The sequence below is a fragment of the Oleiphilus sp. HI0086 genome, from assembly GCF_001635225.1.
The window spans coordinates 1-26,574 of the sequence record NZ_LWFZ01000025.1 but is presented as its reverse complement, the minus strand read 5'-3'; the positions used below and the strand labels follow the sequence as shown (position 1 = coordinate 26,574).

Genomic DNA, 26,574 nt, shown 5'->3' with positions numbered 1-26,574 from the left:
TAGCGTGCCGACTAGACAGATCGCGGACTTTCTTTAATTGTGCAATTTCTCCCTGCCTCTTTTGCTTTATAAAGCAAGTCATCCGCCTTCTTGATGACCTCAGCTGGTCGATACCCTGGCTCGCTATTTGCCAAACCTATACTTATTGTCACCGAAACGGTCTTAGAAGGATTACCCTGACCTCTATGCTTTTTCCCTGTCTTCTTATCCTGCTCACGGTCATCGGACCTAAGCTTTAGCGCATAGTTTTGTATCGATTCACGCACGGCCTCGGCAAAGACAAAAATGTCGTCAGCACTTCGGCGGTTAAAGACAATGGTAAATTCTTCTCCACCATAACGGAAAGCTCGCCCTCCACCCTCGACCTGAGCGATCTTTGAAGCCACCATACGCAAAACCTGGTCACCCACATCATGACCATGGGTATCATTAAATTTTTTAAAGTGATCGACATCGAGCATCGCTACCGAGTAATGACGACCTAAAGTGGAAAGATAATCTTCCAAAGCACGGCGACCTGATATTCCGGTTAATGCATCTTTATAAGTCACCTGATAATTACTTTGTTGATAAAGAATAAACAAAGCCAAAAACAGCATTGAGAAGCATACTGAACTAAGGTGATTTGAAGAGAAGTCGAAAAAGACTGACACGCCAGATAGCCAGGTTAATAATAAAGCGAAATCTGCAACATGTTTGCGAATCAAGGCAAGCAGAGCTAACACTGAAAAACACAAGGCGTGGCAATATAACAAAGCCTCGGTCACCCAATACCGGTCTTCAAACAAAGCACTTTGGTGGTTGGCAATCGCCGCTAACTTAGCCTGCCACGCCTCACTGGCACCAAAATACCACAAGAGCATAGCTCCAGCCGCTAATACCAGTGCATATACTCCACCTGTTCGGTTAAACATACCTTTTTCAGGAACGAGCGAAGCAAACATCAACGATGTACAAAAAAGGAGATTAAGTCCACTAAACATCGCCATCACGTCTGATCTTGTCAAAGGCGTTTGCAGCTTCGTTTGAATAAAGTAATAGGCAAACAGGGCGATGAAAATCGGGGCAATAAAGCGGCTTCGATTAAACATGGCAGAAAAGCCAAGTAAGATACACGCTAATAGGTAAGGAGCAGTCCGCAGTACGTTTTCATCGAGAGCTTCAATAGAGCTGATACGAACCAGAAAAAAGGATAAAACGACAACAATTAAAGGGCTTAATCGCCAAGCATTTGCTAATAGGGGCACTGTTAATACTTCTTTGAAAAAACATGCTTTCAGTGTAGCTCAGATACTGGCATTGTGAGTGTGGATTGATATTTATTTGCACCAACACTCGCGCTTTAATTAAACTATTTCAGAACTTCCATATCACTCTGACCTATTTCACTTATGCAAAACCTTTCTGCCTCTCAGGCAAAGAATTCCATTGCAGTTAGCCCGCATGACCCGCTTAATTGGCATCAAGGTATTGAGCATTACGGCTTTTGGGCAATAGTGGTTCAGCAAGAAGACTGGCTCAAAGCCTTCCAACGCGCCCGCGCTCATGTCAAAACACTAGTACTACCTGATTACCAGAGAGCACCTCACATCACTTTATCTGCTTGCGGACTGGTGGATCCTGCTCACTTCTGCGAAGAGAAGCTCGCCCGGCAAATCAGAGCGCTTGAAGAATTAAAGCTTTCGCCCTTTTCTCTAGAAAGCCTAGGCCTAGACAGTTTCGAGACAGCCCCCTACCTTTCGATAAACAAGCACCCTCTTCTTCTAAAGATACGCGGTACACTGGAATCTATCTGTCAGGATAATCCCGCACGCGACTACCACCCTCATCTTACTTTGGGCTTTTATAAACAGTCGTACTCACTCAGCACCTTACAGCGCCACTTATCAGGCTATACACAGCCAGTCCTCCCAAGTCTAAGCGTACAAAGCCTATGCTACTGCACCTATCAGACCAAAGAAATCCAGGGAAACATCACAATAAGACACAAGCTCCCGCTTTCATAACGCAATAACACTCTCACTTGACGCTGATAGCTCAAGAAAACCGATCTATCCCTAAGAATTATTCCTCCATTTTTACGGCGAAAATGCACAGTTATGCTATTTTTAAGGAGGGGCAAGCTTTAACGAAGCAATTATCGACGTCAGCACACTCCTGACACATATCAGTCAATTGCCTAGCCCCTAACCTCATTGAATAGCACTGGGCATATACTGACGTGGCAACAAACGTAAATGAATAAGCTAACTACATCACTATCCTTCAAGTTAGCGATACCAAGCATCCTTATTGGCACGATATTTTTGCTGTCCGTCTCGCTATTATTCTCTTATCACGCAGAGCGAACATTAGAGCGTGAAAGCAATATAATTGCCCAGCATATACAAGACACGCTACTTATCGCTAATGAAACCAATGCTAACACAGCTAATTTAAGGCGTATTGTTAAAGCCTTAACGGCACGAAATGACATGACCCGCTTGCTCCCGGTGGAACAGGCAAGTGGCATTATCAGCGCAGACAGCCAAGAAGAAAATATTGGCCAAAATGTTCATAATTCACTCGACAATGCCCAATTAGAAACCTAGAAGCGTTTCATCACAAATGGACAAAACCAGAATCATCAAATTAGCGATGACGGTTTTTTTCATCATGCTCGCATCAAACTACTGAACCCAGAGCTTAATCGCGTGCGCCCTTACGAGGTATTTATGGAATTTCATAATATACCGACATTTAAAGAAACCAAGACATTTCTCTTTAGCTTATTTCTACTCTGTGCTGGGGGAATTACCCTACTTGCGGCTACAGCCTATCTCAACCAGCGTAGAACCTTGATTAGGCCCTTGGAAAGCATTACCGAAGAGCTACACCAGCAACAAAGTAACGGCCTAAATTCTCCCTTAAGCTACCAAAGCGAGGATGAGTTAGGCACTTTGGTTAAGCGCTATAATGCTCTTGCCAAAGACATAGCCAAACGCGCTGAGGAGGTAAACGAAACCCGGCGTATTATCGATGGCATCACCGACGGTGTCCCCGTATTACTTTCCTACATTGATGCACAAGAGCGCTTTCAGTTCGTTAACAAGAACTATAGTCGCTGGAGCGGCCGTGATACTAGCACCTATAAGGGTAAAGCAATTTCTGAAGCCTTGGGTGAAGCCATTTACGAACGGACTCAACCCTACATTAAAAAGGCTCTAAGCGGGACGTCCTGTCACTTGGAAACAGATATGGCGACCGTTAACGGTAAAAGGCATTGCAAAGCGAATTACCATCCTGATTTTGGCGAAAATAACGAAGTCCTCGGAGCCTTTATTTGTATCGAGGATCTTTCAGAGGTCAAAGTTTCAGCCTCAAAATTATCTGATTACGCACAAGAACTAGAATTCCGTGAAATAGCCCTTCAAGAAGAAAAAGCCGTTGCCGAAAATGCGTTGAAAGTTAAGTCTGAGTTCCTGGCCAGCATGAGTCATGAAATACGCACGCCAATGAACGGTGTACTCGGCATGCTCAATCTGCTGATGAACACAGAGCTCAGTGATGAGCAAAGACAAAGAGCCTCATTGGCAAAATCTAGTGCTGAGTCCTTGCTAAGCTTGATCAACGATATACTCGACTTCTCTAAGGTTGAGTCAGGTAAACTCGAGCTTGAGCAGGTCTCTTTCGACTTAATTGACTTAATCTCCAGCTTGGCGAAAACACTTAGTAAGCAAGCATACGACAAAGACATAGACTTCGTTGTCGATGTTTCGGGCATCAATAAAACCCATATCACAAGTGACCCTGGGCGAATCAGGCAAGTCTTAACGAGTTTAATATCGAATGCGATAAAGTTTACTTCTTCCGGTAGCGTAACCCTAAAACTAGAAGTCTACGAAGACTTTGGTGACAGCCTGGATCTAATTTGCGAAGTTCACGATACCGGTACCGGAATAGCTAAAGATAAGCTGGCAACGATATTTGACTCATTCTCACAAGCAGATGCCTCAACCACTCGAAAATATGGCGGCACTGGCCTTGGTTTAACTATTTCTCGAAATTTATGCCAATTAATGCATGGCGATATTAGAGTCGCCAGTGAGCTAGGTAAAGGTAGTGTCTTTACTGCCTCATTCATGGTTGACAGCTCTACTGAAAACAAAGAAAGCGCGCCACAATTTGAGACCGAACAACTGCTAGCATTTATTCTCGATAAACATCAGGACACAGCCAAGGAAATTGAGAAACAGCTAAGTAAATGGGGAATTCCCTCATATATCTGCGACAGCTCCAATTCCGTGCTCAATTCACTCAATGAACATGTTGTCGGGCCTGGTAAGGTCCCCTTGATCTATATCGATGCAGACCTGATTGAAGGTTCTGCCCACGACCTTAGCGACAACCTTCGCAGCCAAGCAGGCAATGAAACCTTATACCTGATACTCATGACAAAGTACGGTTCCCAGGTCGATGAAAACTATTGCAAGACTCATGGCTTCGATGCCCATATCTATAAGCCTATCTGTTCCAATGACCTAATCCAAAGCATGGAGCTCAGCCTCTATTCAGAAAAACCAGAGCTAACGCAAAGTGCGATAGCGGCTATAGAAGACCCCACTACAGATTTGAGCGAGTCTAGAATCCTGCTTGTTGAAGACGTCTATGTAAACCAGCTCGTTGTACAAGGTATTCTTGAGGCGCTTGACCAACAGTGCGATATCGCTGCCAACGGCCTAGAAGCGCTAGAAATGATACGCGACGCTGAAAAAACGGTCCCCTACAACCTCATTTTCATGGACTGCCAAATGCCGGAAATGGATGGATATGAAGCAACTACAGCGATCAGACAAGGTAAAGCCGGAGAAAACGCCAAGCAGCTACCTATTGTTGCCATGACAGCTAATGCAATGAAAGGTGATGATGATAAATGCTTTGCTGTGGGAATGAATGACTATATTAGCAAGCCTGTCGATGCCATGATCGTTCAAGAGAAGCTAAATAAATGGCTACATTAAGATGGCAGCGCCCTGTTAAACGCCTCATAATGATAAGCGAGTTCACTTGCTGACTCAGACTCACCTGCAAGCTCAAGTAGTTCGATAACACACTCAGCCGTACACAACCCGCCTTTTAGCTGATTTCCTCTACGCACAAAAGTGGAAGGTGTCACGTTATCCAAAGAGAACTTGTCGGCTTGTTGCAAATAAGGGCTTTGTCTATACATTTTCTTGGCTTGTTGCCAAGTAGCATCCAGAATCACGTAGTGAGTATAGGAAAAAAGACATTGAGGGTCAGGCTGATAAGTGCCAGGGCTATCGGTGTTTTGTGTAGGCAGTTCTTCTCTAGGAAAGAGCACCGCGGCTTGCTGCCGAGCCAATAGACTCAATAAACTTTCATCGGGTTCCCGACGCTTCCAAACGACAAGTTCGCAATCACCCTTCAATATACCTCTAACGACTGCACCCGTATTATTCTTCTTTTCTAATTCCCGCTCATGCGTAAGTAATATAAACTTCATTAACTATAAAATACGATTACGGCCTGCTTCTTTAGCTTCATATAATAATTTGTCAGCACTCTCGATAAACTCTGCCGCACTTTGCCCTTCACCAGCAAACTGAGCAATCCCACCACTAACCGTGACATGATCTGCCACTAAAGAGTGTTCATGAGGATAATTCAAATCACTAAACAACTTATTTATACGCTTCGCAACCGCTTGCGCTTGCACCGCATTGGTATTAGGCAAAATCACTGCGAATTCTTCCCCACAATACCGAGCAACAATATCGGCTGGTCGGCACATCGCTTTACGCAAGGTTTCACCAACAGCCTTTAAACACTCGTCACCGGCTTGATGTCCGTTGTTATCATTGAAAGGTTTAAACTGATCAACATCGATCATAATCAAAGTTAAAGGGTCTTTCTCTTTGATTGACCTAGTGATCTCCAGCTCCATGGCCTTATCAAAACCACGGCGGTTCACCAGTCCTGTTAAGGTGTCTTGAAATGCGAGCAACTCCATTTTTAATTTGGTGCCATGAAGCTCGTCCTGAATCTGGGCGATACGCTCCATCGCATGAATCATCGCTTCAAGCACTTCAGGCACTATCGGCTTATAAAGATAAATATCGCCGCCTGACTGAATACCCACAGTACAAAACTTAGTATCCGTTTTAGCACTAACAAAAATAATGGGGAACCATATAGAGGTATCTTGACGAATAATTTTAGTCGTTTCAAAACCGTTAAGACCAGGCATTTCAACGTCCATCAAAATCAAATCGACTTTCTCTTGCCGACAGAGGTCAATTGCATCCTGTCCACATTCGGCCTCGATGACATCATGCCCAAGCCCGGCAACTACTGCTAGAGACACAAGCCTCATAGAACGCTGGTCATCAACAATCAGTACTTTCATAACTCACTCAACTTTTATTAGTCATTACATGCTCAGATCGCTATGGCTAGTTAACGGCCTTTAGTATACTGAGCAACTTATTATGAGAGCGGCCATAATGAAGCACCACAATTGTTACAAGATAAAATCGTTTGTGCTCTAAAGTACAGTATAGAGTATGCCCAAGCATTTTTCTTACACAAGACGACTCGATTCATAATTTTTTGCGCTCTGATAAAAAACTGTTAACCCAAGTGCAAATAACTACTTGAACAGCCGAAAAATACTGTTAAAGTGCGCACGTCTGGATTCCATAGGACTACATATATCTCTCGCCACGCCCAGAATTGGCAGAGCACCCTATATGTTAAGAATCCATTTGCACTGCACAACAAACTTAGAATAGACGCACCCATGACAGAAACCCCACTGATTCGCCAAATTGTTTCTCGACCCGCACTCAGTTTTATTATCACTCTGGCAATTATCCTCGTATCAGCATTTCTCGCGGCTCAAGTAACAAAAAACACCACGCCCTATTTCTTGGACCGCACCCACACAGAGCGCGTTAAAGAAGATCTGATGACAGATATTTTTGAGCGATCCAGAGAAACCATTGTTATTATTCTCGAGGCAAAATCTGGCGATATTTTTTCTGCAGAGTCACTGAGCTTATTAGAAACTATTCATAAGACTCTAGACTCCGTTGACTTGATAGAAATGATCAATCCTAAACTCAACACAGGCAAGTCACTCGATAAGGCCAGCTTAATCAGTCAATATAACCAAAGCCTGGCGGCGGCTAAAAACGAGCAAGAATCTAAGGAAATAGAAGCATTACTAGGCCAATACCTCTTCCCTATTCGCAATATCAAGTCACTACTAAATAGTGATGACATTTTCATGCTTGAAGATGAGATCACCATTGCCCCCAACTTCGAGCAAGAAAAGATCGCTCAATGGCAACAGAATCAAGGCAAAGAAATATTAGATAACCCTCTGTTTACGGATGCTTTGGTTAGCCCAGACGGCCGCGCAATGGCAATTAATCTTGAACTAAACATCGATACCGACGATAGCGCAAGCACTACTGCGATATTCAATAAGGTTCAAGGGTTGATAAAACCCATCGTTGAATCAAGTAATTTCGACCTCTACTTTTCTGGCTCACCAGTCGTAAATGTAGAAATTTCTAATGTTATGGAAAAGGATAATCAACGCTATTTCCCTTTAATCGTCCTATTAATAGCATTAACACTGGCCTATTTATTTCGCAGTGCCTGGGCCCCGTTCTTTGCGCTCAGCGTATCAATTATCAGTATCGTCATCACCTTTGGACTCATGACCTTGCTGGGCATATCCCTGAATATCGTGACCACGATGTTGCCGATATTCATTATCACCATTGGCGTAACAGATGCCATTCATGTTCTTTCCGAATCTAAATTAGACCAAAACAAAACAAGTAAGCAAGAAGCAACTATTGCTAAAGTCAGTAAACTTTTTCGCGCAATGTTGCTTACGTCGCTGACGACAGCTCTTGGTTTTTTCTCACTTTCATACACCGAAATTACTAATATAAAAGAATTCGGCATCATGGTTGGAATCAGCGCTATTGTCGCGTTTATTATTTCTGTAACGGTGCTGCCTACTTTAATGGCAAATATAAATTTTTCTTCAGGAACAACTCAGCGCCCCATTCGTTTCTTTGAGGCTTTAGAAAACATTGCTAAAAAGCAAACCATTTCTCGTTGCTTCGCACTGCTATTCCTTTTAGTCGTCTTCTCCTTAATCGGGCTTCCTAATTTCTACGTTGACCAACAAAACCTTCACTCCTTCAAAGCCCAGACTCAACTGAGGCAAGATGATGCCAGAATCAACGAGTTACTAGGTGGCACCGTACCAGTGAACGTATGGATAAGCTCAGATGAGCAAAATGGCATCCTTTCTCCTGAGGTATTACGAGTGATAGAAAAACTCGAAGCGCAAGCTAAGCGTCATGATGCAGTTGGCTACACAAGCTCAATATCTGGTTTTATCAAACAGCTACACAAAACCTTATCGCCCAATGATGACAAGATACAAAGCTCAGAGCTAAGTCCGGAGCTTATATCCCAATATTTATTTTTGTTAGAGGGCGGCCCCTCACGAGACCTTGAGTCTATTGCCAAAGTGGGCCCTTACAATGAAACTCGCGTGGTAATCATGTCCAAAACAGATGGCTCCAAGCAGTTACAGCAACTGTTAGACGATCTAGGCCCTATTGCTGAAACCTTACCTGAAGGGGTTTCGTTTAGATTCACCGGCTACGGGAGTATGAATGCTGCCGCCTCAAAAGAAATTATCCAAGGACAACTTTCCAGCATTATCATTTCGGTTGTCGGACTTTTATTGGTTTTGTGCACGATCTACCGCTCAATCCGTATTGGAATAATCGCTATCTTCCCACTAAGCATGTCATTACTGGTCATGTTCGGACTGATGGGTTTATTGCAGATTCCTTTAGATATCGGCTCTAGTCTGCTATGCGGCATTGCCTTCGGCATCGGCATCGATTACTCCATACATATCGTCGAAGCCTACTTACGAAACTTAAAAGCACTTCAATCTAGGGATGCCGCAGCTCAAGCAGCCCTGACAGATATCACCTTCCCAATATTAACCAGCGCTTTTACCATTGCATTAGGCTTCTCAATCCTCTTGTTGTCAGAGTTTCAGCCTATTTTCAACCTCGGACTTCTCATTAGTATTACCATGCTAGTGTCTGCGCTATGTACACTTTTTATCATGCCAAACCTTCTGAAATTAGCTAAGGTAGGAAAAGTAGTAGAGCAGGAAGAAGAGCTCGAACCTTCGATGCTTGCAGAGGGCTAACCAGCCCTACTCAAAAACCTTATATTTTTTGATATACCTGAGTGCAAAAGGCGTCTCGATTAGCATATATGTCAGTAAACTAAACCAGAACCAGTTAGTCTCTAGAATGATCAACGATAACTTGAGGTCTTGACCTTGATATAAGCTGCCAACCACCAAGAGAGATATCACCATAGCAGCCAAGTCGTTCGTAAATAGTTTGTTCAAATCTCGCCCCGCAAACCGAGGATAAACGAACAAATAAGTAAGCGTCACCAATAGGAAATTGATCAATAAAATAAGAGCTTCAGCTTGCATAATCATTCCGATTCAAACTTGTAAACAGTCATCATACCTCGAACTGATAACAAAGTGACTAATAACAAACGTTAGTTGTAATAACGACACAATCTAAAAGCGACACTCCAAACCGGCCAAACTCTACTACACTAATATCACTACCGACATAATAACTAAGTTAGCCTGCTTTTTTGAAATCAGATATCTAGATTTGAATTGGCTTATAAACGGTTAGGTATATGAAGCGTACAAGTGCCACAATTAAAGCATTAACCCTGCTTTTGTTAGTCAGTTTCCATTCACTCTCTAAGGCTGAAACTATCCAAATAGCCAGTGGAGAATATCCGCCGTGGACCTCACAATCACTGCCGGGTGGAGGCTACATTAATCATCTAGTTAGCGAAGCGTTTAAGCTCCACAACATTGACGTCAAATTTGACTATCTCCCTTGGAAAAGAGCCCTAGAAGCGACTCGAATCGGTAATTATCACGCCACGTCTTTTTGGGGGGAAAGTGAAGAAAGAAGACAAGACTTTCTCCATAGCCAAACGATCGAGAATATCTATTTTGTCTTTTTCTACACTAAAAAACGCTTTAACGGCCCGTTCAAATGGCAAAGCCTTGATGAACTAGGCCGTTTAAAAATTGGCGCTACGCGGAGCTATACTTATAACGATGAATTTTGGCGTTTATACAAGCAAGACAGGTTAAGAGTGTCAATTAGCAATACAGATATAGATAACTTGCGAAAACTAATCAGCGGAACAATCGACTTATTTCCTATCTCTGAATTCACAGGAAAGTACCTGCTTCATAGAAACTTTTCACCAGCTGAAATAGAATCGATCGGAATCAACACTAAAGCACTCAGTGAAGGTAAAAACTATATTTTATTTTCCAAAACCCAGCCAGACAGCCAATACTATCTAAATATTCTGAATGCCGGGCTCGAAGCGCTCAGACAAGAAGGTAAATTTCGAATTTTCCAAGAAGAAATGTTTAAATGAAACAGCTCTATTTATCTCTCATATTATTATTTGGTTTCAGTTTTTATGCGCTGGCTAGCAATCAGCCAATCAGCTTTGATCACAGTACCGAAAACATAGTTCTAGCCAATCATATTGTATATTTTGAAGATAAAGACCACTCACTGACGCCTGGGAATATCCACACAATACAGAATACTCAATGGCAATCTTTACCTGAAGGTCGTGCCAACTTTGGTTTTTCAAGTAGTGCTTATTGGTTTCGCTTTGCTGTACAAAACGAGACGCCTGTTGATATACCCGCTTACCTACACGTCAACTATAGCCAGCTAGATAATATACAGTTGTTTCACAGCATTCCAGGTTCACCTTCTCATTCGGTGACTCTAAAAAAACTTGTCGAAACCGGAGACCGATTCAATTTTGCACAAAGACCCATCGAGTTTCCTACTTTTGTTTTACCACTTGAGCTCTCTGCCGGGCAGCCTCAAGAGTACTTTGTGAAGGTGAGCAGTGAAGGCTCTCTTCAGGTTCCTTTGCAACTATGGGAGCAAGAGAGTTTTCTACTACAAGCGAATAACTCACTATTTCTCTACGGCTGCTTTTTAAGTGCGCTTTTGATTATGAGTGCCTATAACCTGTGCCTGTTTCTAATCATCCGCGACAAAACCTACTTGCTCTACAGCTTTTTCATCCTTTGTATGGCTGGGATGCATAGTTCACTAGATGGCTTTGCCTATCAATGGTTCTGGCCTAGTGCGCCCAGCTGGCATCAAATATCTGCAATTACCTTTATCTCTTTTGGCTTACTATCTACGATGCTCTTCACCCGGACAATACTCCCCATACCAGAGAAAAGTATCCTCTACCGTGGTATCAAGTTGCTTACTTTTTTGACTGTTGTCTCTGCTATCACCAGCCTATTTCTACCCTATCGCCAGGCAGCCATCCTTAATGGTGGCATGACTGTCATAGTGATGAGCAGCGTCACCTTTATCTGCTTGGCAATGCTTCGGTTTAGCCCGCGTATTGCACGCTTCTTCTGCATCGCATGGGGCGCTTACTTTTTGGGTATCGTACTAAAGTCTTCAAGCAAAATGGGCTATTTGCCCTCCTCTACCTTTACCGAATACGCTGGAAATATTGGCGGTGTCGTGGGCATTGTTATTATATCAATGGCATTGGCTGACCGAATCAATAGCGAAAGGCGAGCACGAGAGCAAGCACAATCCCAATCTATTGGTAACCTCAAACGCTTTGAAAACCTCTACCAAAATTCACTTGAGGGAATATTCAGCTACGACAAAAAAGGGACCTTGTTGTCAGCAAACCCAGCCTTTTTGTCACTGATAGGTTTAGAGGATATTCCGTCGTTTAGCGGAAAAACTAAAGACTTAAACGGTTATTACCTTTCAGAAAAAGAGTTCACTGAGTTTTTCAAAGCGGTTAAGAAGTCAGGCCAAGTTGTCGACTACGAAGCTCAGCTCAGCAACTCCCTAGGTGACTCCATGTGGGTGAATATTTCTGCCCGTTATGTGAACGAGCAGGGAAACGAGGAACTGGAAGGAACTCTAATCAATATTAATGAACGAAAAGCCTTTGAACAGCAGCTAAAACATTTGGCTGAGCACGACTCTTTAACAGGCTTTTATAACCGTAGAACCTTTGAGAGTTCAGCAAAAGAGTTATTGCTTAAAGTTCAAGCAGGTGAAGATTCGGCCTGCTTACTATATATGGATCTAGACCAGTTTAAGATTGTGAATGACCTCTGTGGCCACACTGCAGGCGACATCTTGCTAAAAAATATTAGCCAGAAGCTGCTTCAAGAAGTAAAAGCGCTCGGGCCTCAGCAGGTCATCGCTCGACTGGGGGGCGATGAATTCGGCATTCTCGTTAGCCAAACAAGTCTTCCCAAAGCAAGGCTTATTGCCGAAAGTCTCAGAGAAGCCGTCGAGAAATTTTTATTTATCTGGGAAGGTAAGCGTTACAGCATTGGCGTCAGTATCGGCTTGGTTGAAATATACCCTTATCACCAGAATGTAGAACAACTACTAGCCATGGCGGATGCTGCTTGCTATATGGCCAAAGACCAAGGGCGTAATCGTGTTCATGTATTCATTGAGTCTGATAAAGACCTACAGTTCCGACAGCTCGAAATGCAATGGGTCACAACAATTAAAGAAGCACTAACGAATGATCAGTTCTTTTTAGTCTTTCAACACATTGCGCCCAACCAAGGTCAAGAGCAAAACTTTCATTACGAAATCCTGCTTCGCCTGATCAATAGCAACGGCAACCTTTGTTCTCCAGGCCAGTTCTTGCCCGCGGCAGAACGCTATAACCTCATGCCTAATATAGATCGCTGGGTCATCAAGAATTACTTCGCTTGGTTAGGTAAACACCCCGAGCACTTGGAAAAGCTCGGCTGTGCCAGTATTAACCTCAGTCCACAGAGCATTGGTCAAAAAGAATTCTCAGCTTTTCTGGTTAATCTCTTTGAAGAGAATAAGGTGCCGCCCCATAAAGTCTGCTTTGAGATCACCGAAAGCATGGCGATCACGCATCTAGATAATACCCAGAATTTCATCGATAAATTCAGGGCGCTCGGCTGTCGCTTTGCACTCGACGATTTTGGCACAGGCTTTTCATCCTATGCCTATCTAAAGGACCTTAATATTGACTACCTAAAAATCGATGGCGTATTTGTTAAAAACTTATGCGATGATGCCGTAAATACCGCAATGATCAAATCAATTGCCGACGTCGCAAGTGCTATAGGCATAGAAACGATTGCAGAGTTTGTTGAAACAGCAGAGATTCAAGATAAGCTGACCGAAATAGGCATCACTTACTCTCAAGGCTATCATATTCATAAGCCAGTAAAGCTTGATTCCCTTGCGCTTGAAGAGAGTAGAGCCCAACCTAACAGCCATGAAGAAGGTAATAGCTAGTCAATATGAGTACCTTATATATTACGGGCGCAGGTGTTAGCGCAGAAAGTGGCATTCCAACGTTTAGAGGTGAGGATGGCTTTTGGACCATTGGCAGTAAGAACTATACCCCGATGGAAATGGCTACGCGCCGAATGTACACCGAAAACCCGGTAGAATTTCTATCTTGGTACTATCATCGTTTTGCAACGTATCGCCATCACGGGCCAAATGAAGTCCACCATTGGCTCGCAGATAAAAACCTGATCACCCAAAATATTGATGGTCTTGATGGTAAGGCCGGCAACAAAGATTATATCGCAATTCATGGGCGCTTAGATCAAATGACGCGTTTTCATGAGCAAGGCCCAACGGTTGAGACTTATCAAACGCCTTGGGAACAAGTGGATGAAGAGAATCTTGTCGACTCACTACTTTCCCTGTTTAAAATTAGTAAGCACACACTTACACCAGAGCTAGACGTTTCACAAAAGCCTTACGTTTTGCTCTTCGATGAGTTCTACACTGATCTTTACAGAATATCAGAGGCACAGGAACGAATGCGTTATGCCTCGAAGATGGTATTTATGGGCACCTCCTTTAGTGTCAATATTACTCAAATGGCCCTGGAAACGGCTGTTCATAACGATATCCCGATAGAAATCGTAGACCCGAAGCCCGTGAAAATTCACTACCAAAATACAACTTATCATCAGGTAAAGGCGTCTGATTATATTAAGAGAGTGACTTAACGTGAGTCTAGTTCAATTGATTTATGTGAGTACGGCTTCCAAGGTTTTAACCCTAGAAGACTTGAAAAGTATTGTTGAAGTCGCAAAGCTGAATAATCAAAAGCATATGATTAGCGGTTTTCTATGCTCAGATAAGCGCTATTTCAACATATCAAAACAGACTATCGCCACAAGGCCTTAAAGCTTATCGTTTATAACGAAACGACTAGCCGCTCTTTTCCCGAGTGGGCAATGGGAGCCGTTCTTCAAGTCGGGAGTCACGAGAAAATACTCGCAAAGTTCAACCCTGATCGTTCATTTCAACCGTATGCTTTAAGTCCAAGTGATAGCCTTAGTTTCTTACAGGCGTTTTCTGAATTCAGAGGGATGCCAAAAAGCACTTAATCAGAAAGACGAGCCTGGCTGCTCCAGAAACGCTAACTCTGGCTGACTCGACTCTCTTCCAAGTATCTGATTACGATGAGGGTAGCGACCAAAACGATCAATAATTTCCTTATGGCGCTTTTCAAATTCAAGATTGCGCTCCAAACCCTTTTGAGAATAAAGCGACAACGCAACTTCATGAATCGCTCTTGATTCACTATGCATGAAAGGCATATACAGAAAACTTCGCTCAGTGGGTTCAAGTGCTAAATCTGCACGACAAGCGATCGCTTCCTGAGCCAGCACCAAAGCAAGTGTATCAGAAGCGAAAGCAGCCGGCGTATCTCGATACATATTTCGAGAGAATTGATCTAGAACGATAATCTCAGCCAACCGGCCTTCGGGGCTTGAACGCCAAGTGTAGAGTTCCCCCGCATTCGCTTGGCGGTGCAAGGAAGCAAAACGCCCTTGAATCAGGGCGTCGAAATCAGAGTCCTTAACAAACCAGCTCGAAGGTTCGATTTCTTCAAACCAGAAACTCAATACAGATTGGCACATTGTTTCAGCTAAGTCCTTAATTAAGTAAAACCTAACTGTAGACCTTGAAACACACAAATGCGAGTCGTCGAGAGCTAAGGGCGACTCGGCGAGGGGTAGAACCCTCTGCCTACAGAGTCGATAAAAAGTTACAGCCCTGAATGGCACTTACTTAAGGAGAAATTGGCGTCATTCCCTTGAACAAGGGAATCCATTGTTTTGAGGCTAACTCAATGAAATTGAAGGACCATGACTATCGCTAACCTATAGATTTCTAGTCTTTTTTAACTCTCTAGGTCAGCCAAACGGCTGAAAAACAATGGATTCCCGCCCCGCCCAGGCGGCCCTCTCTTGCTGCGCAATTCACCTTGTGCGCGGGAATGACGAGTTTCGGGGCGAAATCAAGCTTAAGTAAGTGCCATTGGTTACAGCCCTCTTTTCAGAAAAGGGCTAACTTAAGTAAGCCGCCTTCAAATCATACATCTAAACCTGAAACGTACGCTGCATTTCGTCCAGCACTTCCCCTTCGTTCTCGGGCTCATAATGCGGAGGCATCCATGCAGGTCTTTCATTCTGATAAATCATACCAAGCCCGAAGCCATCATCCCTCTGAATTTCAGCCGCGGTCTGAATTGGGTCGTGAGTGTGCTCCTGACCAAACTCATGGACCATTTCCTTCCAATGCTTTTGCTCAGGTACAAAGGTGACACACTGGCTCAATGCCTGCACGAAGGAGAAACCTTCATGCTCAATAGCCTTAACGATTAAATCCGTTAGCTGCTTCGGATCACCATAATAACCACGCGCGATAAATCCGGCCCCGGCACCCAGTGCAAGGCTCGCTGGCTGCAGTGCAGGAACACCCGTGCCATGAGGGGTTAGTTTACTGTGATCCCAATCCGAAGGCGTCGTAGGTGAAGCCTGCCCTTTAGTCATACCGTAGACTTCATTATCCATGGCGATATAGGTGAAATTGATATTCCGTCGACAGGCATGCAAAAAGTGATTGCCACCAATAGAAAAACCATCACCATCGCCTCCCACCGCGATGACAGTCAAATCCGGACGTGCCACCTTCAAACCACCCGCCACGGGCAGCGCCCGACCGTGAACACCATGAAAACCGAATAAATGTGTGTAGGCAGGCAAACGAGACGAGCAGCCAATACCCGAAATGATAGCAACATTCTCCGGGTCAAGGTTGAGTTTTGCCAAAGCACGGGTTAAAGCAGCTAACACTGAATAGTGCCCACAACCGGCACACCAAATTGGGCTGACCGTAGACTTATAATCCTTCGCTTTTCTTGTTGCTATGTTTTTATTCTCAGCAGTTGGCGACATGTTCTACCTCCAGAGCGTTCTGTTCCCATTGATTAAAGGCACCGATAATATGCTTCGGCCGGATAGGTAAAGGGCCCGGAATAGCCAAGCTTTGGTGAGCACAAGGAAAGTCTACATGCGCCCTTAACCAAGCCATAAACTGGGCACCATGACTCTGCTCGACAACAAGTACTCTTTCTGCACCCTCTAGCTCGCGCAACAGCGCCTCGGTTTGTAGTGGCGCGATCAAACGTAAAGCAATGACTCGGCATGCCTCACCTTGCTCGGTCATTCTTTCAGCCGCTTCTTTAGCTACCGATGAGACCGACCCCCAACAAACTATGGCGCTTTCACCCTGCCCTGACACCTCAGCCCAATATTCAGAGTAGTCAAACTGACGAAGCTTCTCGGCGCGTTTCTGCAGCTGCTCGCGATGCATTTCTGTGGCAGCAGAAGGCGTGCCATGTTGGTTATGCTCCAAACCGTCTGCGGTATACATCATGTCTTCTTCACCAGGAATCGACATAGGTGAGATACCGCTATCAGTTAGTGCGTAACGATGATAAGGCGTATCTGAATGCGCTGCGATCAAGCGTTCACCCTTTTCTTGCCAAAGCTGCGGCTCCAGAAGGCTTGCATCTGACTGGGCCATTGATTGGTCAGACAAGGTAATCACTGGCACCTGCAGGTGTTCTGCCAACCACACTGACCAACCCGTGGTAAAGGCACTGTCTGCAATCGATAACATGGCAGTCACCACATGCGGCGCATCGCCATGCAAACCATGTAGCGCCATATTTAGATCAGACTGCTCTGATTTGGTGGGAATACCCGTTGAAGGGCCTCCTCGCATCACATTCACAATTACCAGAGGAGTTTCACTGGCAACGGCCAAACCTATAGACTCAGCCATCAATGCTAAACCAGGGCCAGAGGTAGCGGTAAGCGACGAAACACCGCCAAAAGACGATCCGATAATCATATTGATAGAAGCCAGCTCATCTTCAGCCTGAACCAAACTACCGCCCAACTTTTCCAAATTTGGCGCGAGCCACTCAAGAATTCCCGAGGCTGGTGTAATGGGGTAAGCTGCAACAAAGCGCGTACCTGCCTTTAGCGCACCGAGACCACAAGACTCACTACCATTTACCAACCATTGAGGAGATTTTTCACTCTTATCTGCCAATTGAACTTGCGCCACTTCCTGGTATTGGTCAGCCAGGTTCCAACCCGCAATTAACCAGTCTTCAGCCTGCGACAGCAACTCCTCTTTCTTGGCAAAGTGCTCTCTCAATACCTTCTGTATCGTGCCTTGCTCCAAACCTAAGAATTTGGCTAACAGGCCCGCAGCGACAATATTCTCTCCGCCATCAGCGGTCTCACTTGCGAGTGTATCCAATGGAAGCTCGACGACGCGAGCACCAGAGTCTTTAACAAACTCTGGAGTCTTAGCCTGATCTTTCCCTATGATAACGACACTGTTTTCGTTCAATGGCACTTCAGCACTAAAACGCGTGACATGGTCAGTATCAAGCAAGACGAGTAAGTCGAAATAGTCATCAGGGGATTGAACAGGATGATTTGAAAAACGAAGAAGGCTTAAAGACTCCCCTCCCCTTATTTGCGGCCCGAAAGAGCGTTGCGCCAAACCGAAGTAGCCTGCTTTGGCGCAAGCCTTGAGCAGTAACTGTCCGGTTGTGATAACACCCGTACCGCCGTAGCCAGCGATGGCAATGGAAACGGATTGCTTGGTCATATAGCCTCCTCTTATTGTTTAAGGAAACCATTACACAGAGCGCAGGCTAGGTAAATGAGTCAGGTCAAGTGTCCGCAGTTATAGTAAGCCGAGTTTAAAAAAGCTAGGCAGAGCCCCCTCATAAATCAAGGGCGTGCTAAATTGCTAACAAGCCTTGGAAGGCTCCGTTTACAAACCACCATCTAGCCGTTGCGAACCAAGCAAAGAGCAATAAAAGACTACGCATTCTAATTCGGTTTAAAGTTCTTCGGCGATAGACCGTACCAGCGTTTAAAAGCTCGGCTGAAACTTGATGCATCACTATAACCCAAGCTTTCAGCCAAAGTTTCAATGGATATATCCTGTTTTCGAATATGAGCCAGTGCAACGCGCTTACGTTCCTCTTCTAATAGCTCTTTATATGATGTTTCATGAGACTGAAGATGACGCCGTAAGGTACGCGGAGACATACAAAGCTCAGAGGCTAAGGTATCAAGAGACAATTCTTGGAAAATATCTCTACGAATAATGAATTTCACGCGATCTAAAACCGTATTATCAGGGCAAACTTCACTCAAACGCTCCTGACAACATTGTTCATTTAACTGGGCCGAATCTTTGTTGTAGAAAACCAGAGGCTGCTTAAGCAAGGCTTCAGACAAAACAATTCGATTCTGATCCTGATTAAAAAATACCGGCACCGAAAAGAACTCGTCGTAAGCCTCAATTACCTTCGGTTGATCGAAGGAAAAGTGTATCTGGCCCGCTTTATCATGGTCATCCAGCTCAACGCCCCCCATAAAAAAGCGCCCTAAGGAGTAAATTACAGAGCAGGTGAATTCCATAAAATAAGGTAGCGCGTCACCCAAGTCTTGTTTAGGCGTCAGGGTTAACACTCCCAATCCAGATTTTTGCATTTCAAACTTGAAACCCAGTATCTGTGTAAATAAAGGTTGATACTTGGTCAGAAGTTCCATCGCTTGCTGAACATTCTCACTACTCATAATTCGAGCCGCGAGTAGTCCATCATGATGCAGAAAACTCTGCTCTCCCAAGTAAAGTGCAAAAGGATGATGAGGAAGCAAACGCCTCGCATTAATAATCAGCTGCTTGTACTGAAGAAAATTTATCGTCTGATCAGTCTCGGATAAATCCTGAAACTGAAGCCCTGTATCTTTTAACAAGGACCTCAGATCTACCTTATTCATCATGAGGATTTTAACTAGCGGCTTAACACGCGCGATAGGGATAAAGACCTCACCCGAAGTCTGATATTCAGTACGTAAGTTTCGGTGCCCGATTTTGGCTATATTTAAAGCGCCCATAGTTAACCTTTCATTTTGTTTTTATTATCAATGAATATTTTGAGTCAGTGAAAAAAGGCTTTCTTACCTTGCCCTAAAATACTCATAAATGTTGCTATATGAACATATCGTATCGAGCAACCAAAGTTTTTGAAAGTAACCATCGCTCATTTCGCTAAAAAGATGTTATTTTTTGATCAGCTTATCATTCCCGCTGATAAATCTCGACATAACATACAAAACTTTCTTCATAGCTTTTTTCCGAAGAATTAACCTGGATCAAGATCAGCTATTTACTCAGCAAGGCTAGCAAGGAATACTTAATAAGAACTACACTATTTAACTTCATGGCTGTACCAAGAAAATAACAACTCAGTAGTCTGCTTATGGAAAACCAGCTTCGTATTTCTGAAATCTGCCAAGGCTTTGATAACAATCCCAAGCGAATGATTGATATCCTTTGGGCGATACAAAACACCTTAGGTTGGATCAGTGGCGACTCAATGAAGTTAGTCGCAGAAAAAACCAACAGTCACCGAGTCGTTGTTGAAGGGGTCGCGAGTTTCTATAGTTTTTTCAAAACTAGCCCTCAAGGAAAAATCATCATTCACCTGAGTGAAGATATAATCGACCAGCATAAGGGGAGCGCGGAAATTCTGCAGGCCTTTGAGTTGGCATTAGGGATCCCTGTTGGCAACACGACTCTGGATGGGAAGTTTTCACTCCACCTCACGCCCTGCATAGGCATGAGTGACCAAGCCCCTGCCGCCCTGATTAACGAGCACGTCGTCACCTCGTTAACACCAAGCAAAGTGAAACGTTTAGTTAACGCACTAAAACGTACACTCAAAGCATCTGAATCCGATAACTGGAGAGCACTATCCACCCGAATTCATGACACGTGTTTATCGGTATTCGGCGGTAAAACAGGCGATGGAAATAACAGCCACTCACTAGTACGGAGCATGGTAAATAACAATATTCAGCAATCTGGCCCGGTATTACTAAGTGAGCCTCCTTTAGCGCAAGCTTTGGCTAAATGCCTCTCAAAAAACCCCGACGAGATTATTGATGAGTTACTCCGCTCCGATCTAAGAGGTCGCGGCGGCGCGGGTTTTCAAATCGCGCGCAAATGGCAATTTGCAGCCCAAACACCGGCTGAAAAACGTTATGTCATTTGTAATGCCGACGAAGGCGAGCCCGGCACCTTTAAAGATAGAGTATTGCTAACAGAGCGCGCTCACCTCTTAATAGAGGGTATGACTATCGCCGCCTACGCAATTGGTAGTGAGCATGGCATTCTCTATTTGCGCGCTGAATATCGTTACCTGCTGCCCTACCTAAATAGCGTATTGGAAGAACGACGTCGAGAAGCCCTGCTCGGCCAAGACATGCTTATTGACGAGTCAACCGGAACACGCTTTTCCTTCGATATCCGCATCCAACTTGGTGCAGGTGCCTATATTTGCGGCGAAGAAAGCTCTCTGATCAGCTCATGCGAAGGACAACGCGGAGAACCCAAAAACAAACCACCTTTCCCTGCGCAGAAAGGCTACTTGGGTTATCCAACAGTGGTGAACAACGTCGAAACCTTCTGCAACGTGCCTCATATTCTGGACAAAGGTGCTGAGTGGTTTCAGTCTCTTGGCACCGAGCACAGCAAAGGTAGCAAGCTGCTCAGTATTTGCGGCGACTGCGAGCGCCCTGGCATCTATGAAGTTGAGCATGGTATTAGCGTCTCCGATGCACTCGACTTAGCTGGTGCTATTGATGCAGAAGCTGTCCAGGTAGGTGGTGCCAGTGGCGAAATGATTGCGCGTATCGACTTTAACCGGCGCTTATGTTTTGAGGATTTACCTACAGCAGGGGCTATCATGATTTTCTCGGCGCAACGTAATATTCTCGATATCGTCAATTACTTTATGCACTTCTTTATTGAAGAAAGCTGTGGCTACTGCACCCCATGCAGAGTCGGTAATGTGTTTTTAAAGAAAGGGCTTGAGAAAATCATGCTCGGCCAGGGCGAGAGCAAGGATCTGGAGTCTTTGCAAAGCCTCGGCAATACCATTATTCAAACCAGTCGCTGCGGGCTTGGGCATACGTCCCCTAAACCTATTTTATCGACAATTGAAAACTTCCCTTTGGTGTACTCCGCTTTGCTAAAAGACCACCCGGATGGTCGTCAGGCAGGCTTTGATATTCAAGGTGCATTGAACGAATCGCGTATTATCGCTAAACGACGATCGATTATTTTTGACCCGCGATACGACCATGACGACAGGGAGCAAAAATGATGAGCCAAGAAGAAAAGCGACTTAGCTTTACCATCGACGGCAAGAAAGTCGAAGCCCATGAGGGACAGTCGATAATGTCTGCCTGTGAGGCACAAGGTATCTACATTCCTCGGCTATGCGATTCTGAAGGCCTTGTTCCCCAAGGTAGCTGCCGAGTTTGCTCTGTCAAAATGAATGGCCGGGTCGTTGCCGCCTGCACACAACCCATCGAAGACGGTGCAATTATTGAAAATGAAAGCCAGGAAGTAACAGGCTATCGCAAAGATTTGGTCAGAATGTTATTTCATGAAGGCAATCATCTCTGTCCTATCTGCGAAGCTAGTGGACGCTGCGAACTACAAGCAACCGCCTATCGCCTTGGTTTGTCTCAGGCATCAGACTTCCCATACTTACAGCCTTCTCGCCCGGTTGATGCTTCGCACCCGGATATCGCATTAGATAACAACCGTTGCATACTCTGTGGTCGTTGTATTCGAGCCTCACGAGACGTTGACGACAAGCATGTCTTTGAATACGTGGGTCGCGGTATCCATAAACGTATTGGTGTGAATGGCGACTGCCTTGCTGATACCAATGCCGATATTAACGACTACGCCATGTCATTAGAGGTTTGTCCGGTTGGCTGTATTATTCGAAAGAACGATGGCTTTTTCGCCCCCGTTGGCGAGCGTCAATACGACAGCCATATAATTGGCTCAGATATCGAAGTACGACAATACCAGCCTGAAACCGGCAAAGAGGACAGTACAAAATGAGAAAGAAGCGTATTGCCACCACCTCTCTGGCAGGTTGCTTTGGCTGTCATATGTCGTTGCTGGATATTGATGAAAGAATAATCGAACTAATGGAACTGGCCGAGTTTGATCGCAGCCCTTTAAACGATGTCAAAAAGTTCACACGCCGTTGCGACATTGGCCTCATTGAAGGCGGCTGCTGTAATGAAGATAACGTCCATGTGCTTCGTGAATTCAGAGAGAACTGCGACATACTTGTTGCCGTTGGGCAATGCGCCATCATGGGCGGTTTGCCGGTCATGCGAAATGCCATTATGCATTCCGATGATCCGCTAAGAGAATGCCTGGACGAAGCCTATACCACGCCCAAGGTACTCAACCCAGAAAACCAGATACCAAATGACCCAGCTCTACCTTTGCTGCTCGACAAGGTTTACACCTGCGTCGATGTGGTCAAAGTTGACTACCAGATTCCAGGTTGTCCACCTTCTGGCGATGCGCTATGGAGTGCTTTAACAGCCTTGATCAAAGGCGAGCCACCTTCGCTTGATTATTCACTGATCAAGTTTGACTAATTCAAGGGCTGAAAAGATGAAAAAAACAAAAGCTCGGATCGTAGAAATAGAACCCCTAACGCGAGTCGAGGGTCACGGCAAAGTGACGATTCACCTCGATGAACAAAACCAGGTGTCTGAAGCGCGCTTACATATTGTCGAGTTCAGAGGCTTTGAGCGCTTTATCCAGGGCCGATTACTTTGGGAAGTGCCTGTCATCGTTCAGCGCTTGTGTGGCATCTGCCCGGTAAGTCACCACTTAGCAGCCGCAAAAGCTATGGATATGATTGTCGGTGTTGACCAACTCACGCCCACCGCCGAAAAAATGCGCCGCCTGATGCACTACGGCCAGATCATGCAGAGCAACGTACTCCACTTCTTCCATCTCAGTTCACCTGACCTGCTCTTTGGTTTTTCTGCGCCCGCAAAAAAACGCAATATCTTTGAAGTCATTAAAGCCTTTCCTGACCTGGCCAAGAAAGGCGTATTAATGCGCAAGTACGGACAAGAAGTTATTCAGTACACCGCAGGTAAAAAAATTCATGGCAACACAGCCATTCCGGGCGGCATCAGTAAGAGTCTTTCCGTTCAAGAACGAGACAAGCTATTACAAGATATCGACCAGATGATCGAGTGGTCACAAGAAGCGGTCGATATTACACGCAACTATACACTTGAGCACCTAGGGCTGGTAGAAAGCTTCGCCAACTTTAAGTCTAGTCATATGTCACTGGTTCGTGATGATGGCGCTTTAGATTTATACGATGGTCAGCTTCGCGCAATTGACGCCAATGGCAATTTGATCTTTGACCAAATGGATTACCGGCACTTCGATGATTTTATCAAAGAAGAAGTAAAACCCTGGTCGTACATGAAGTTCCCCTTTATCAAGAGCCGGGGCAATGTTGACGGTTGGTATCGGGTCGGCCCACTGGCTCGCATGAATACAGTCAGCTTTATCGACACCCCCTTGGCCAATGCTCGTCATGAAGAATTCAAAGAGTTCTCCCAACATAAGCCTGCTCATATGTCTTTGGCCTATCACTGGGCACGAATGATAGAAGTCCTTCACTGTGTCGAAAAGATCAAAGAACTACTTCTTGACCCGGATATTATGGGTACGGATCTCAAACTAACCGGCGATCGTCGTGAAGAAGGGATAGCCGTAATCGAAGCGCCGAGAGGCTCTTTATTCCACCATTACAAAGTCAATGAGAATGACCAAGTCACCTACTGCAACTTGATTGTCTCGACAACCCATAACAATACCGCCATGAACAAAGCAGTGACCGATGTCGCCCGAAAATATATTTCAGGCAAGAACAAAATATCGGAAGGCATGCTCAATCATATCGAAGTGGCCGTTCGCGCTTATGACCCGTGTTTATCTTGTGCAACCCATGCGCTCGGCCAAATGCCGCTCAAGGTGGAGCTGTTTGATCATGAAAATAAACTGATCGACAGTAACAGCCAGTTTGTAGATGGCCAAAATTAAATGAGTAAGAAGATACTCTTCATTGGCTACGGCAACCCTGGCAGACAAGATGATGGCCTCGGCCCGGCGCTTATTAAAGCACTCGAAGATGACTCAATACTTGCTGATAAAGTAAGCCTTTCTTCAAACTACCAACTCACCGTCGAAGACGCTTACGACATTACACAGTACGACACGGTGGTATTTGTAGACGCGAGTTTAGACTCTTCCCCACCCTTTTCGTTTAATGAAGCCAGCGCTAATGATCAACAAAGCCTGGGCAGCCATCAGCTTCAACCTGAGTCGGTTCTGCAATTGTGCCATACCTTATATGAGACAAAACCCGAAGCCTTTATTCTGGCAATTCGCGGCTACGAATTTGATGCCTTTGACGAGACACTGAGCCCGCGCGCCCAAGGCAATTTAGATAAAGCCCTCGCGTTCACTACCAAGTGGATTAGCGAGCATGCATGAGCTATCACTTGCGGAAAGTATGCGTGAACTCATTGAAGAACAAGCCGAAGCCGAGCACTTCAACTTGGTTGAAGCCGTTTATTTAGAGGTCGGTCAACTAAGCCATGTCGAGGCAGAAGCGATGCAGTTTTGTTTTGACGCCGTGATGAAAGGCTCCATTGCAGACAAGGCGAAGTTAATCCTATCCCGCCCTTCAGGTATTGGCCTATGCGGAAGCTGCCAGAAACAAAGTGAAATCAAGCACCTATACGATGCTTGTTCTCACTGCGGGGCTTTCGGCTTAGAGGTGATACAGGGAGACCAGGTTAGGATTAGTTCTTTGCAGGTTAGCACTAAAGAAAGTCCAACGGACTAGAAGTCTTGCCCTTAGAGAAATTAGCTGTGTGGGTATAAATCATCGTCGTGGCAACGTCGGCATGCCCCAATAGTTCTTGCAGCATTCTAATATCCATCCCGCGTTCCAAATGATGCGTGGCAAAACTGTGACGAAAGGTATGACAGGTAACACGCTTTGCAATCCCGAGCTTTCGAGCGCAGTACCTGACCGACTTCTGCAAGGTCGACTCGTGTAAATGGTGCCTGCGCACTGCTTTCGACTTGGGGTCGAGCGATAATTTGGCACTAGGAAACACATATTGCCAAATCCATAGCCGGTCATTTTTGCCGTACTTCCTAAGCAATTCGGCCGGCATATAAACACTACCATAACCTTCCTTTAAGTCAGCTTCATGCAATGCTTTTACGTCTTTCAAGTGCGCTTGCAATGGCCCTTGAATTTTAACAGGAAGCGGCACCACCCTTTCCTTATTTCCCTTGGCATTGCGTATGATAATTTGCTGATATGCAAAATCGATATCTTGAACCCTAAGCCGAACCGCCTCCATCAACCTTAGACCACAGCCATAGAGCAATGATACCAGTAGCAATTGAACCCCTTGTAGTTCGGCTAATATTTCGTTTACTTCATCAGTAGACAAGACAACCGGCAACTTCTGACGTTTTTTTGCCTTGACGTATTGGCTAACATCACCAAGCTCAAGATTTAAAACCATTTTGAAGTAAAAGACTATTGCATTCAGCGCAAGCGCCTGCGTTGAACTCGACACACCCTTATCAACAGCCAAAAATGAAAGATAGTCAATCACATCTCTGGCAGAGTTACCTTGGGTGTGACTATTAGAACAGAACTTTAAGAAGCGATTAACCCAATGGACATAAGTCTTTTCGGTGCGAATACTGTACCCCTTAGCACGCACCTGATAGATTAACTTCTCGACTTCTGGTGCATTTGCACTGCCCTCCAAGTCCATATTTTTGCTTCGACCTGTTACAACAGGCGTATTATTTCGCGCATTCGAGACATGATCAGCCTCCAACTCTTTGCACGACATTTTCCAATAATCCCAATCAACCTGCTTACAAAGGGGGGAATGAATACTTAGAAACAAACAATGAATCGCATCAACCACCTGACGCTTCCCCCCTGTGTCAGGATAGTTGTCGCCTCTGTTAATTTTTAATAATTGAATAGGAGGCGGTAAGAGAATATGAGTGAAGCATTATTCAAAAGAGTTTAAAG

Annotated in this window: 22 protein-coding genes and 1 pseudogene; 14 read left to right on the top strand and 9 right to left on the bottom strand. The window is 44.8% G+C overall.

Annotated elements, in window-relative coordinates:
* Positions 1-11 precede the first annotated feature (11 nt).
* Positions 12-1,247, bottom strand: a complete 1,236-nt coding sequence (locus A3756_RS00555; protein ID WP_068510957.1) for a diguanylate cyclase — start codon at positions 1,245-1,247, stop codon at positions 12-14.
* Between the two features lie 144 nt (positions 1,248-1,391).
* On the opposite strand from A3756_RS00555, the gene A3756_RS00550 reads away from it, so the two are divergent.
* The 3 genes from A3756_RS00550 to A3756_RS00540 all read left to right on the top strand — a co-directional run bounded on the left by A3756_RS00550 (position 1,392) and on the right by A3756_RS00540 (position 5,000).
* Complete coding sequence (locus tag A3756_RS00550) at positions 1,392-2,006, top strand: 2'-5' RNA ligase family protein (RefSeq protein WP_068552615.1); 615 nt, start codon at positions 1,392-1,394, stop codon at positions 2,004-2,006.
* 231 nt (positions 2,007-2,237) lie between these two features.
* Positions 2,238-2,591, top strand: a complete 354-nt coding sequence (locus tag A3756_RS00545) for a hypothetical protein (protein ID WP_068510086.1) — start codon at positions 2,238-2,240, stop codon at positions 2,589-2,591.
* Between the two features lie 123 nt (positions 2,592-2,714).
* Positions 2,715-5,000 (top strand): response regulator, encoded by a 2,286-nt coding sequence (locus A3756_RS00540; protein ID WP_068552610.1) that lies wholly within the window; start codon positions 2,715-2,717, stop codon positions 4,998-5,000.
* Here A3756_RS00540 and A3756_RS00535 read toward each other — a convergent pair.
* Positions 4,997-5,503, bottom strand: coding sequence for a tRNA-uridine aminocarboxypropyltransferase (locus tag A3756_RS00535; protein ID WP_068516123.1), 507 nt, complete (start codon positions 5,501-5,503; stop codon positions 4,997-4,999). The genes A3756_RS00540 and A3756_RS00535 overlap by 4 nt on opposite strands.
* Positions 5,504-5,506: 3 nt before the next feature.
* A complete protein-coding gene (locus tag A3756_RS00530; protein ID WP_068552608.1) occupies positions 5,507-6,406 on the bottom strand; it encodes a diguanylate cyclase in 900 nt (299 codons plus the stop codon).
* 393 nt (positions 6,407-6,799) lie between these two features.
* On the opposite strand from A3756_RS00530, the gene A3756_RS00525 reads away from it, so the two are divergent.
* On the top strand, positions 6,800-9,259 hold the full coding sequence (locus tag A3756_RS00525) for an RND family transporter (protein WP_068516129.1): 2,460 nt from the start codon (positions 6,800-6,802) through the stop codon (positions 9,257-9,259).
* A 6-nt stretch (positions 9,260-9,265) separates the two neighbouring features.
* Here A3756_RS00525 and A3756_RS00520 read toward each other — a convergent pair whose 3' ends face one another.
* Positions 9,266-9,556 (bottom strand): hypothetical protein, encoded by a 291-nt coding sequence (locus A3756_RS00520; protein WP_068516158.1) that lies wholly within the window; start codon positions 9,554-9,556, stop codon positions 9,266-9,268.
* A gap of 221 nt (positions 9,557-9,777) precedes the next feature.
* Between A3756_RS00520 and A3756_RS00515 the strand changes: the two genes are divergently transcribed.
* The 4 genes and pseudogenes from A3756_RS00515 to A3756_RS29105 all read left to right on the top strand — a co-directional run bounded on the left by A3756_RS00515 (position 9,778) and on the right by A3756_RS29105 (position 14,590).
* Positions 9,778-10,545: an ABC transporter substrate-binding protein gene (locus tag A3756_RS00515; protein ID WP_068552606.1), complete on the top strand. Its 768-nt coding sequence runs from the start codon at positions 9,778-9,780 to the stop codon at positions 10,543-10,545.
* A complete protein-coding gene (locus A3756_RS00510; protein ID WP_068552604.1) occupies positions 10,542-13,475 on the top strand; it encodes an EAL domain-containing protein in 2,934 nt (977 codons plus the stop codon). Before A3756_RS00515 ends, A3756_RS00510 begins: the two co-directional genes overlap by 4 nt.
* A gap of 5 nt (positions 13,476-13,480) precedes the next feature.
* Entirely contained in the window at positions 13,481-14,206 is a 726-nt protein-coding gene (locus tag A3756_RS00505; RefSeq protein WP_068516137.1) for a Sir2 family NAD-dependent protein deacetylase, read from the top strand.
* A gap of 1 nt (position 14,207) precedes the next feature.
* Positions 14,208-14,590 (top strand): annotated as a pseudogene (locus tag A3756_RS29105) (BLUF domain-containing protein).
* Here the strand turns inward: A3756_RS29105 and A3756_RS00495 are convergent.
* The 4 genes from A3756_RS00495 to A3756_RS00480 all read right to left on the bottom strand — a co-directional run bounded on the left by A3756_RS00495 (position 14,591) and on the right by A3756_RS00480 (position 19,486).
* Positions 14,591-15,127, bottom strand: coding sequence for a DUF924 family protein (locus tag A3756_RS00495; protein WP_068516141.1), 537 nt, complete (start codon positions 15,125-15,127; stop codon positions 14,591-14,593).
* Between the two features lie 462 nt (positions 15,128-15,589).
* The gene (locus A3756_RS00490) at positions 15,590-16,447 is read right to left on the bottom strand and encodes a 2-oxoacid:ferredoxin oxidoreductase subunit beta (RefSeq protein ID WP_068516145.1); all 858 of its coding nucleotides are present in this window, start codon (positions 16,445-16,447) and stop codon (positions 15,590-15,592) included.
* Positions 16,431-18,182, bottom strand: a complete 1,752-nt coding sequence (locus tag A3756_RS00485) for a 2-oxoacid:acceptor oxidoreductase subunit alpha (RefSeq protein WP_068552601.1) — start codon at positions 18,180-18,182, stop codon at positions 16,431-16,433. The genes A3756_RS00490 and A3756_RS00485 overlap by 17 nt, the downstream gene beginning before the upstream one ends.
* A 227-nt stretch (positions 18,183-18,409) precedes the next feature.
* Positions 18,410-19,486 (bottom strand): AraC family transcriptional regulator, encoded by a 1,077-nt coding sequence (locus A3756_RS00480; protein WP_068552599.1) that lies wholly within the window; start codon positions 19,484-19,486, stop codon positions 18,410-18,412.
* A gap of 365 nt (positions 19,487-19,851) precedes the next feature.
* On the opposite strand from A3756_RS00480, the gene A3756_RS00475 reads away from it, so the two are divergent.
* From A3756_RS00475 to hypA, 6 genes are read left to right on the top strand one after another with little or no spacing between them, the layout of a single operon-like run.
* Positions 19,852-21,759, top strand: a complete 1,908-nt coding sequence (locus A3756_RS00475; RefSeq protein ID WP_068552598.1) for an NAD(P)H-dependent oxidoreductase subunit E — start codon at positions 19,852-19,854, stop codon at positions 21,757-21,759.
* On the top strand, positions 21,756-22,514 hold the full coding sequence (locus A3756_RS00470; RefSeq protein WP_197469734.1) for a 2Fe-2S iron-sulfur cluster-binding protein: 759 nt from the start codon (positions 21,756-21,758) through the stop codon (positions 22,512-22,514). Before A3756_RS00475 ends, A3756_RS00470 begins: the two co-directional genes overlap by 4 nt.
* Positions 22,511-23,068, top strand: a complete 558-nt coding sequence (locus A3756_RS00465) for an NADP oxidoreductase (protein WP_068552596.1) — start codon at positions 22,511-22,513, stop codon at positions 23,066-23,068. The genes A3756_RS00470 and A3756_RS00465 overlap by 4 nt, the downstream gene beginning before the upstream one ends.
* Before the next feature lie 16 nt (positions 23,069-23,084).
* Entirely contained in the window at positions 23,085-24,542 is a 1,458-nt protein-coding gene (locus tag A3756_RS00460) for a Ni/Fe hydrogenase subunit alpha (RefSeq protein ID WP_068552594.1), read from the top strand.
* Positions 24,543-24,995, top strand: coding sequence for a hydrogenase maturation protease (locus A3756_RS00455; RefSeq protein ID WP_068552592.1), 453 nt, complete (start codon positions 24,543-24,545; stop codon positions 24,993-24,995).
* Positions 24,988-25,350, top strand: coding sequence for a hydrogenase maturation nickel metallochaperone HypA (gene hypA, locus A3756_RS00450; protein WP_068552590.1), 363 nt, complete (start codon positions 24,988-24,990; stop codon positions 25,348-25,350). Before A3756_RS00455 ends, hypA begins: the two co-directional genes overlap by 8 nt.
* On the opposite strand, the gene A3756_RS00445 is transcribed toward hypA, so the two are convergent.
* Complete coding sequence (locus A3756_RS00445) at positions 25,328-26,464, bottom strand: integron integrase (protein ID WP_156490134.1); 1,137 nt, start codon at positions 26,462-26,464, stop codon at positions 25,328-25,330. The two genes, hypA and A3756_RS00445, sit on opposite strands and share 23 nt — an antisense overlap.
* Positions 26,465-26,574 lie beyond the last annotated feature (110 nt).

Excerpts from the sequence above, each read along its gene's own strand:
- A3756_RS00535 (WP_068516123.1), bottom strand. The coding sequence starts at position 5,503 with ATGAAGTTTATATTACTTACGCATGAGCGGGAATTAGAAAAGAAGAAT.
- A3756_RS00480 (WP_068552599.1), bottom strand. The coding sequence starts at position 19,486 with ATGGGCGCTTTAAATATAGCCAAAATCGGGCACCGAAACTTACGTACT.
- A3756_RS00460 (WP_068552594.1), top strand. The coding sequence starts at position 23,085 with ATGAAAAAAACAAAAGCTCGGATCGTAGAAATAGAACCCCTAACGCGA.
- A3756_RS00515 (WP_068552606.1), top strand. The coding sequence starts at position 9,778 with ATGAAGCGTACAAGTGCCACAATTAAAGCATTAACCCTGCTTTTGTTA.
- A3756_RS00520 (WP_068516158.1), bottom strand. The coding sequence starts at position 9,556 with ATGCAAGCTGAAGCTCTTATTTTATTGATCAATTTCCTATTGGTGACG.
- A3756_RS00455 (WP_068552592.1), top strand. The coding sequence starts at position 24,543 with ATGAGTAAGAAGATACTCTTCATTGGCTACGGCAACCCTGGCAGACAA.
- A3756_RS00545 (WP_068510086.1), top strand. The coding sequence starts at position 2,238 with ATGAATAAGCTAACTACATCACTATCCTTCAAGTTAGCGATACCAAGC.
- A3756_RS00475 (WP_068552598.1), top strand. The coding sequence starts at position 19,852 with ATGGAAAACCAGCTTCGTATTTCTGAAATCTGCCAAGGCTTTGATAAC.
- A3756_RS00490 (WP_068516145.1), bottom strand. The coding sequence starts at position 16,447 with ATGTCGCCAACTGCTGAGAATAAAAACATAGCAACAAGAAAAGCGAAG.
- A3756_RS00485 (WP_068552601.1), bottom strand. The coding sequence starts at position 18,182 with ATGACCAAGCAATCCGTTTCCATTGCCATCGCTGGCTACGGCGGTACG.
- A3756_RS00495 (WP_068516141.1), bottom strand. The coding sequence starts at position 15,127 with ATGTGCCAATCTGTATTGAGTTTCTGGTTTGAAGAAATCGAACCTTCG.
- A3756_RS00505 (WP_068516137.1), top strand. The coding sequence starts at position 13,481 with ATGAGTACCTTATATATTACGGGCGCAGGTGTTAGCGCAGAAAGTGGC.
- A3756_RS00525 (WP_068516129.1), top strand. The coding sequence starts at position 6,800 with ATGACAGAAACCCCACTGATTCGCCAAATTGTTTCTCGACCCGCACTC.
- hypA (WP_068552590.1), top strand. The coding sequence starts at position 24,988 with ATGCATGAGCTATCACTTGCGGAAAGTATGCGTGAACTCATTGAAGAA.
- A3756_RS00540 (WP_068552610.1), top strand. The coding sequence starts at position 2,715 with ATGGAATTTCATAATATACCGACATTTAAAGAAACCAAGACATTTCTC.
- A3756_RS00470 (WP_197469734.1), top strand. The coding sequence starts at position 21,756 with ATGATGAGCCAAGAAGAAAAGCGACTTAGCTTTACCATCGACGGCAAG.
- A3756_RS00510 (WP_068552604.1), top strand. The coding sequence starts at position 10,542 with ATGAAACAGCTCTATTTATCTCTCATATTATTATTTGGTTTCAGTTTT.
- A3756_RS00550 (WP_068552615.1), top strand. The coding sequence starts at position 1,392 with ATGCAAAACCTTTCTGCCTCTCAGGCAAAGAATTCCATTGCAGTTAGC.
- A3756_RS00530 (WP_068552608.1), bottom strand. The coding sequence starts at position 6,406 with ATGAAAGTACTGATTGTTGATGACCAGCGTTCTATGAGGCTTGTGTCT.
- A3756_RS00465 (WP_068552596.1), top strand. The coding sequence starts at position 22,511 with ATGAGAAAGAAGCGTATTGCCACCACCTCTCTGGCAGGTTGCTTTGGC.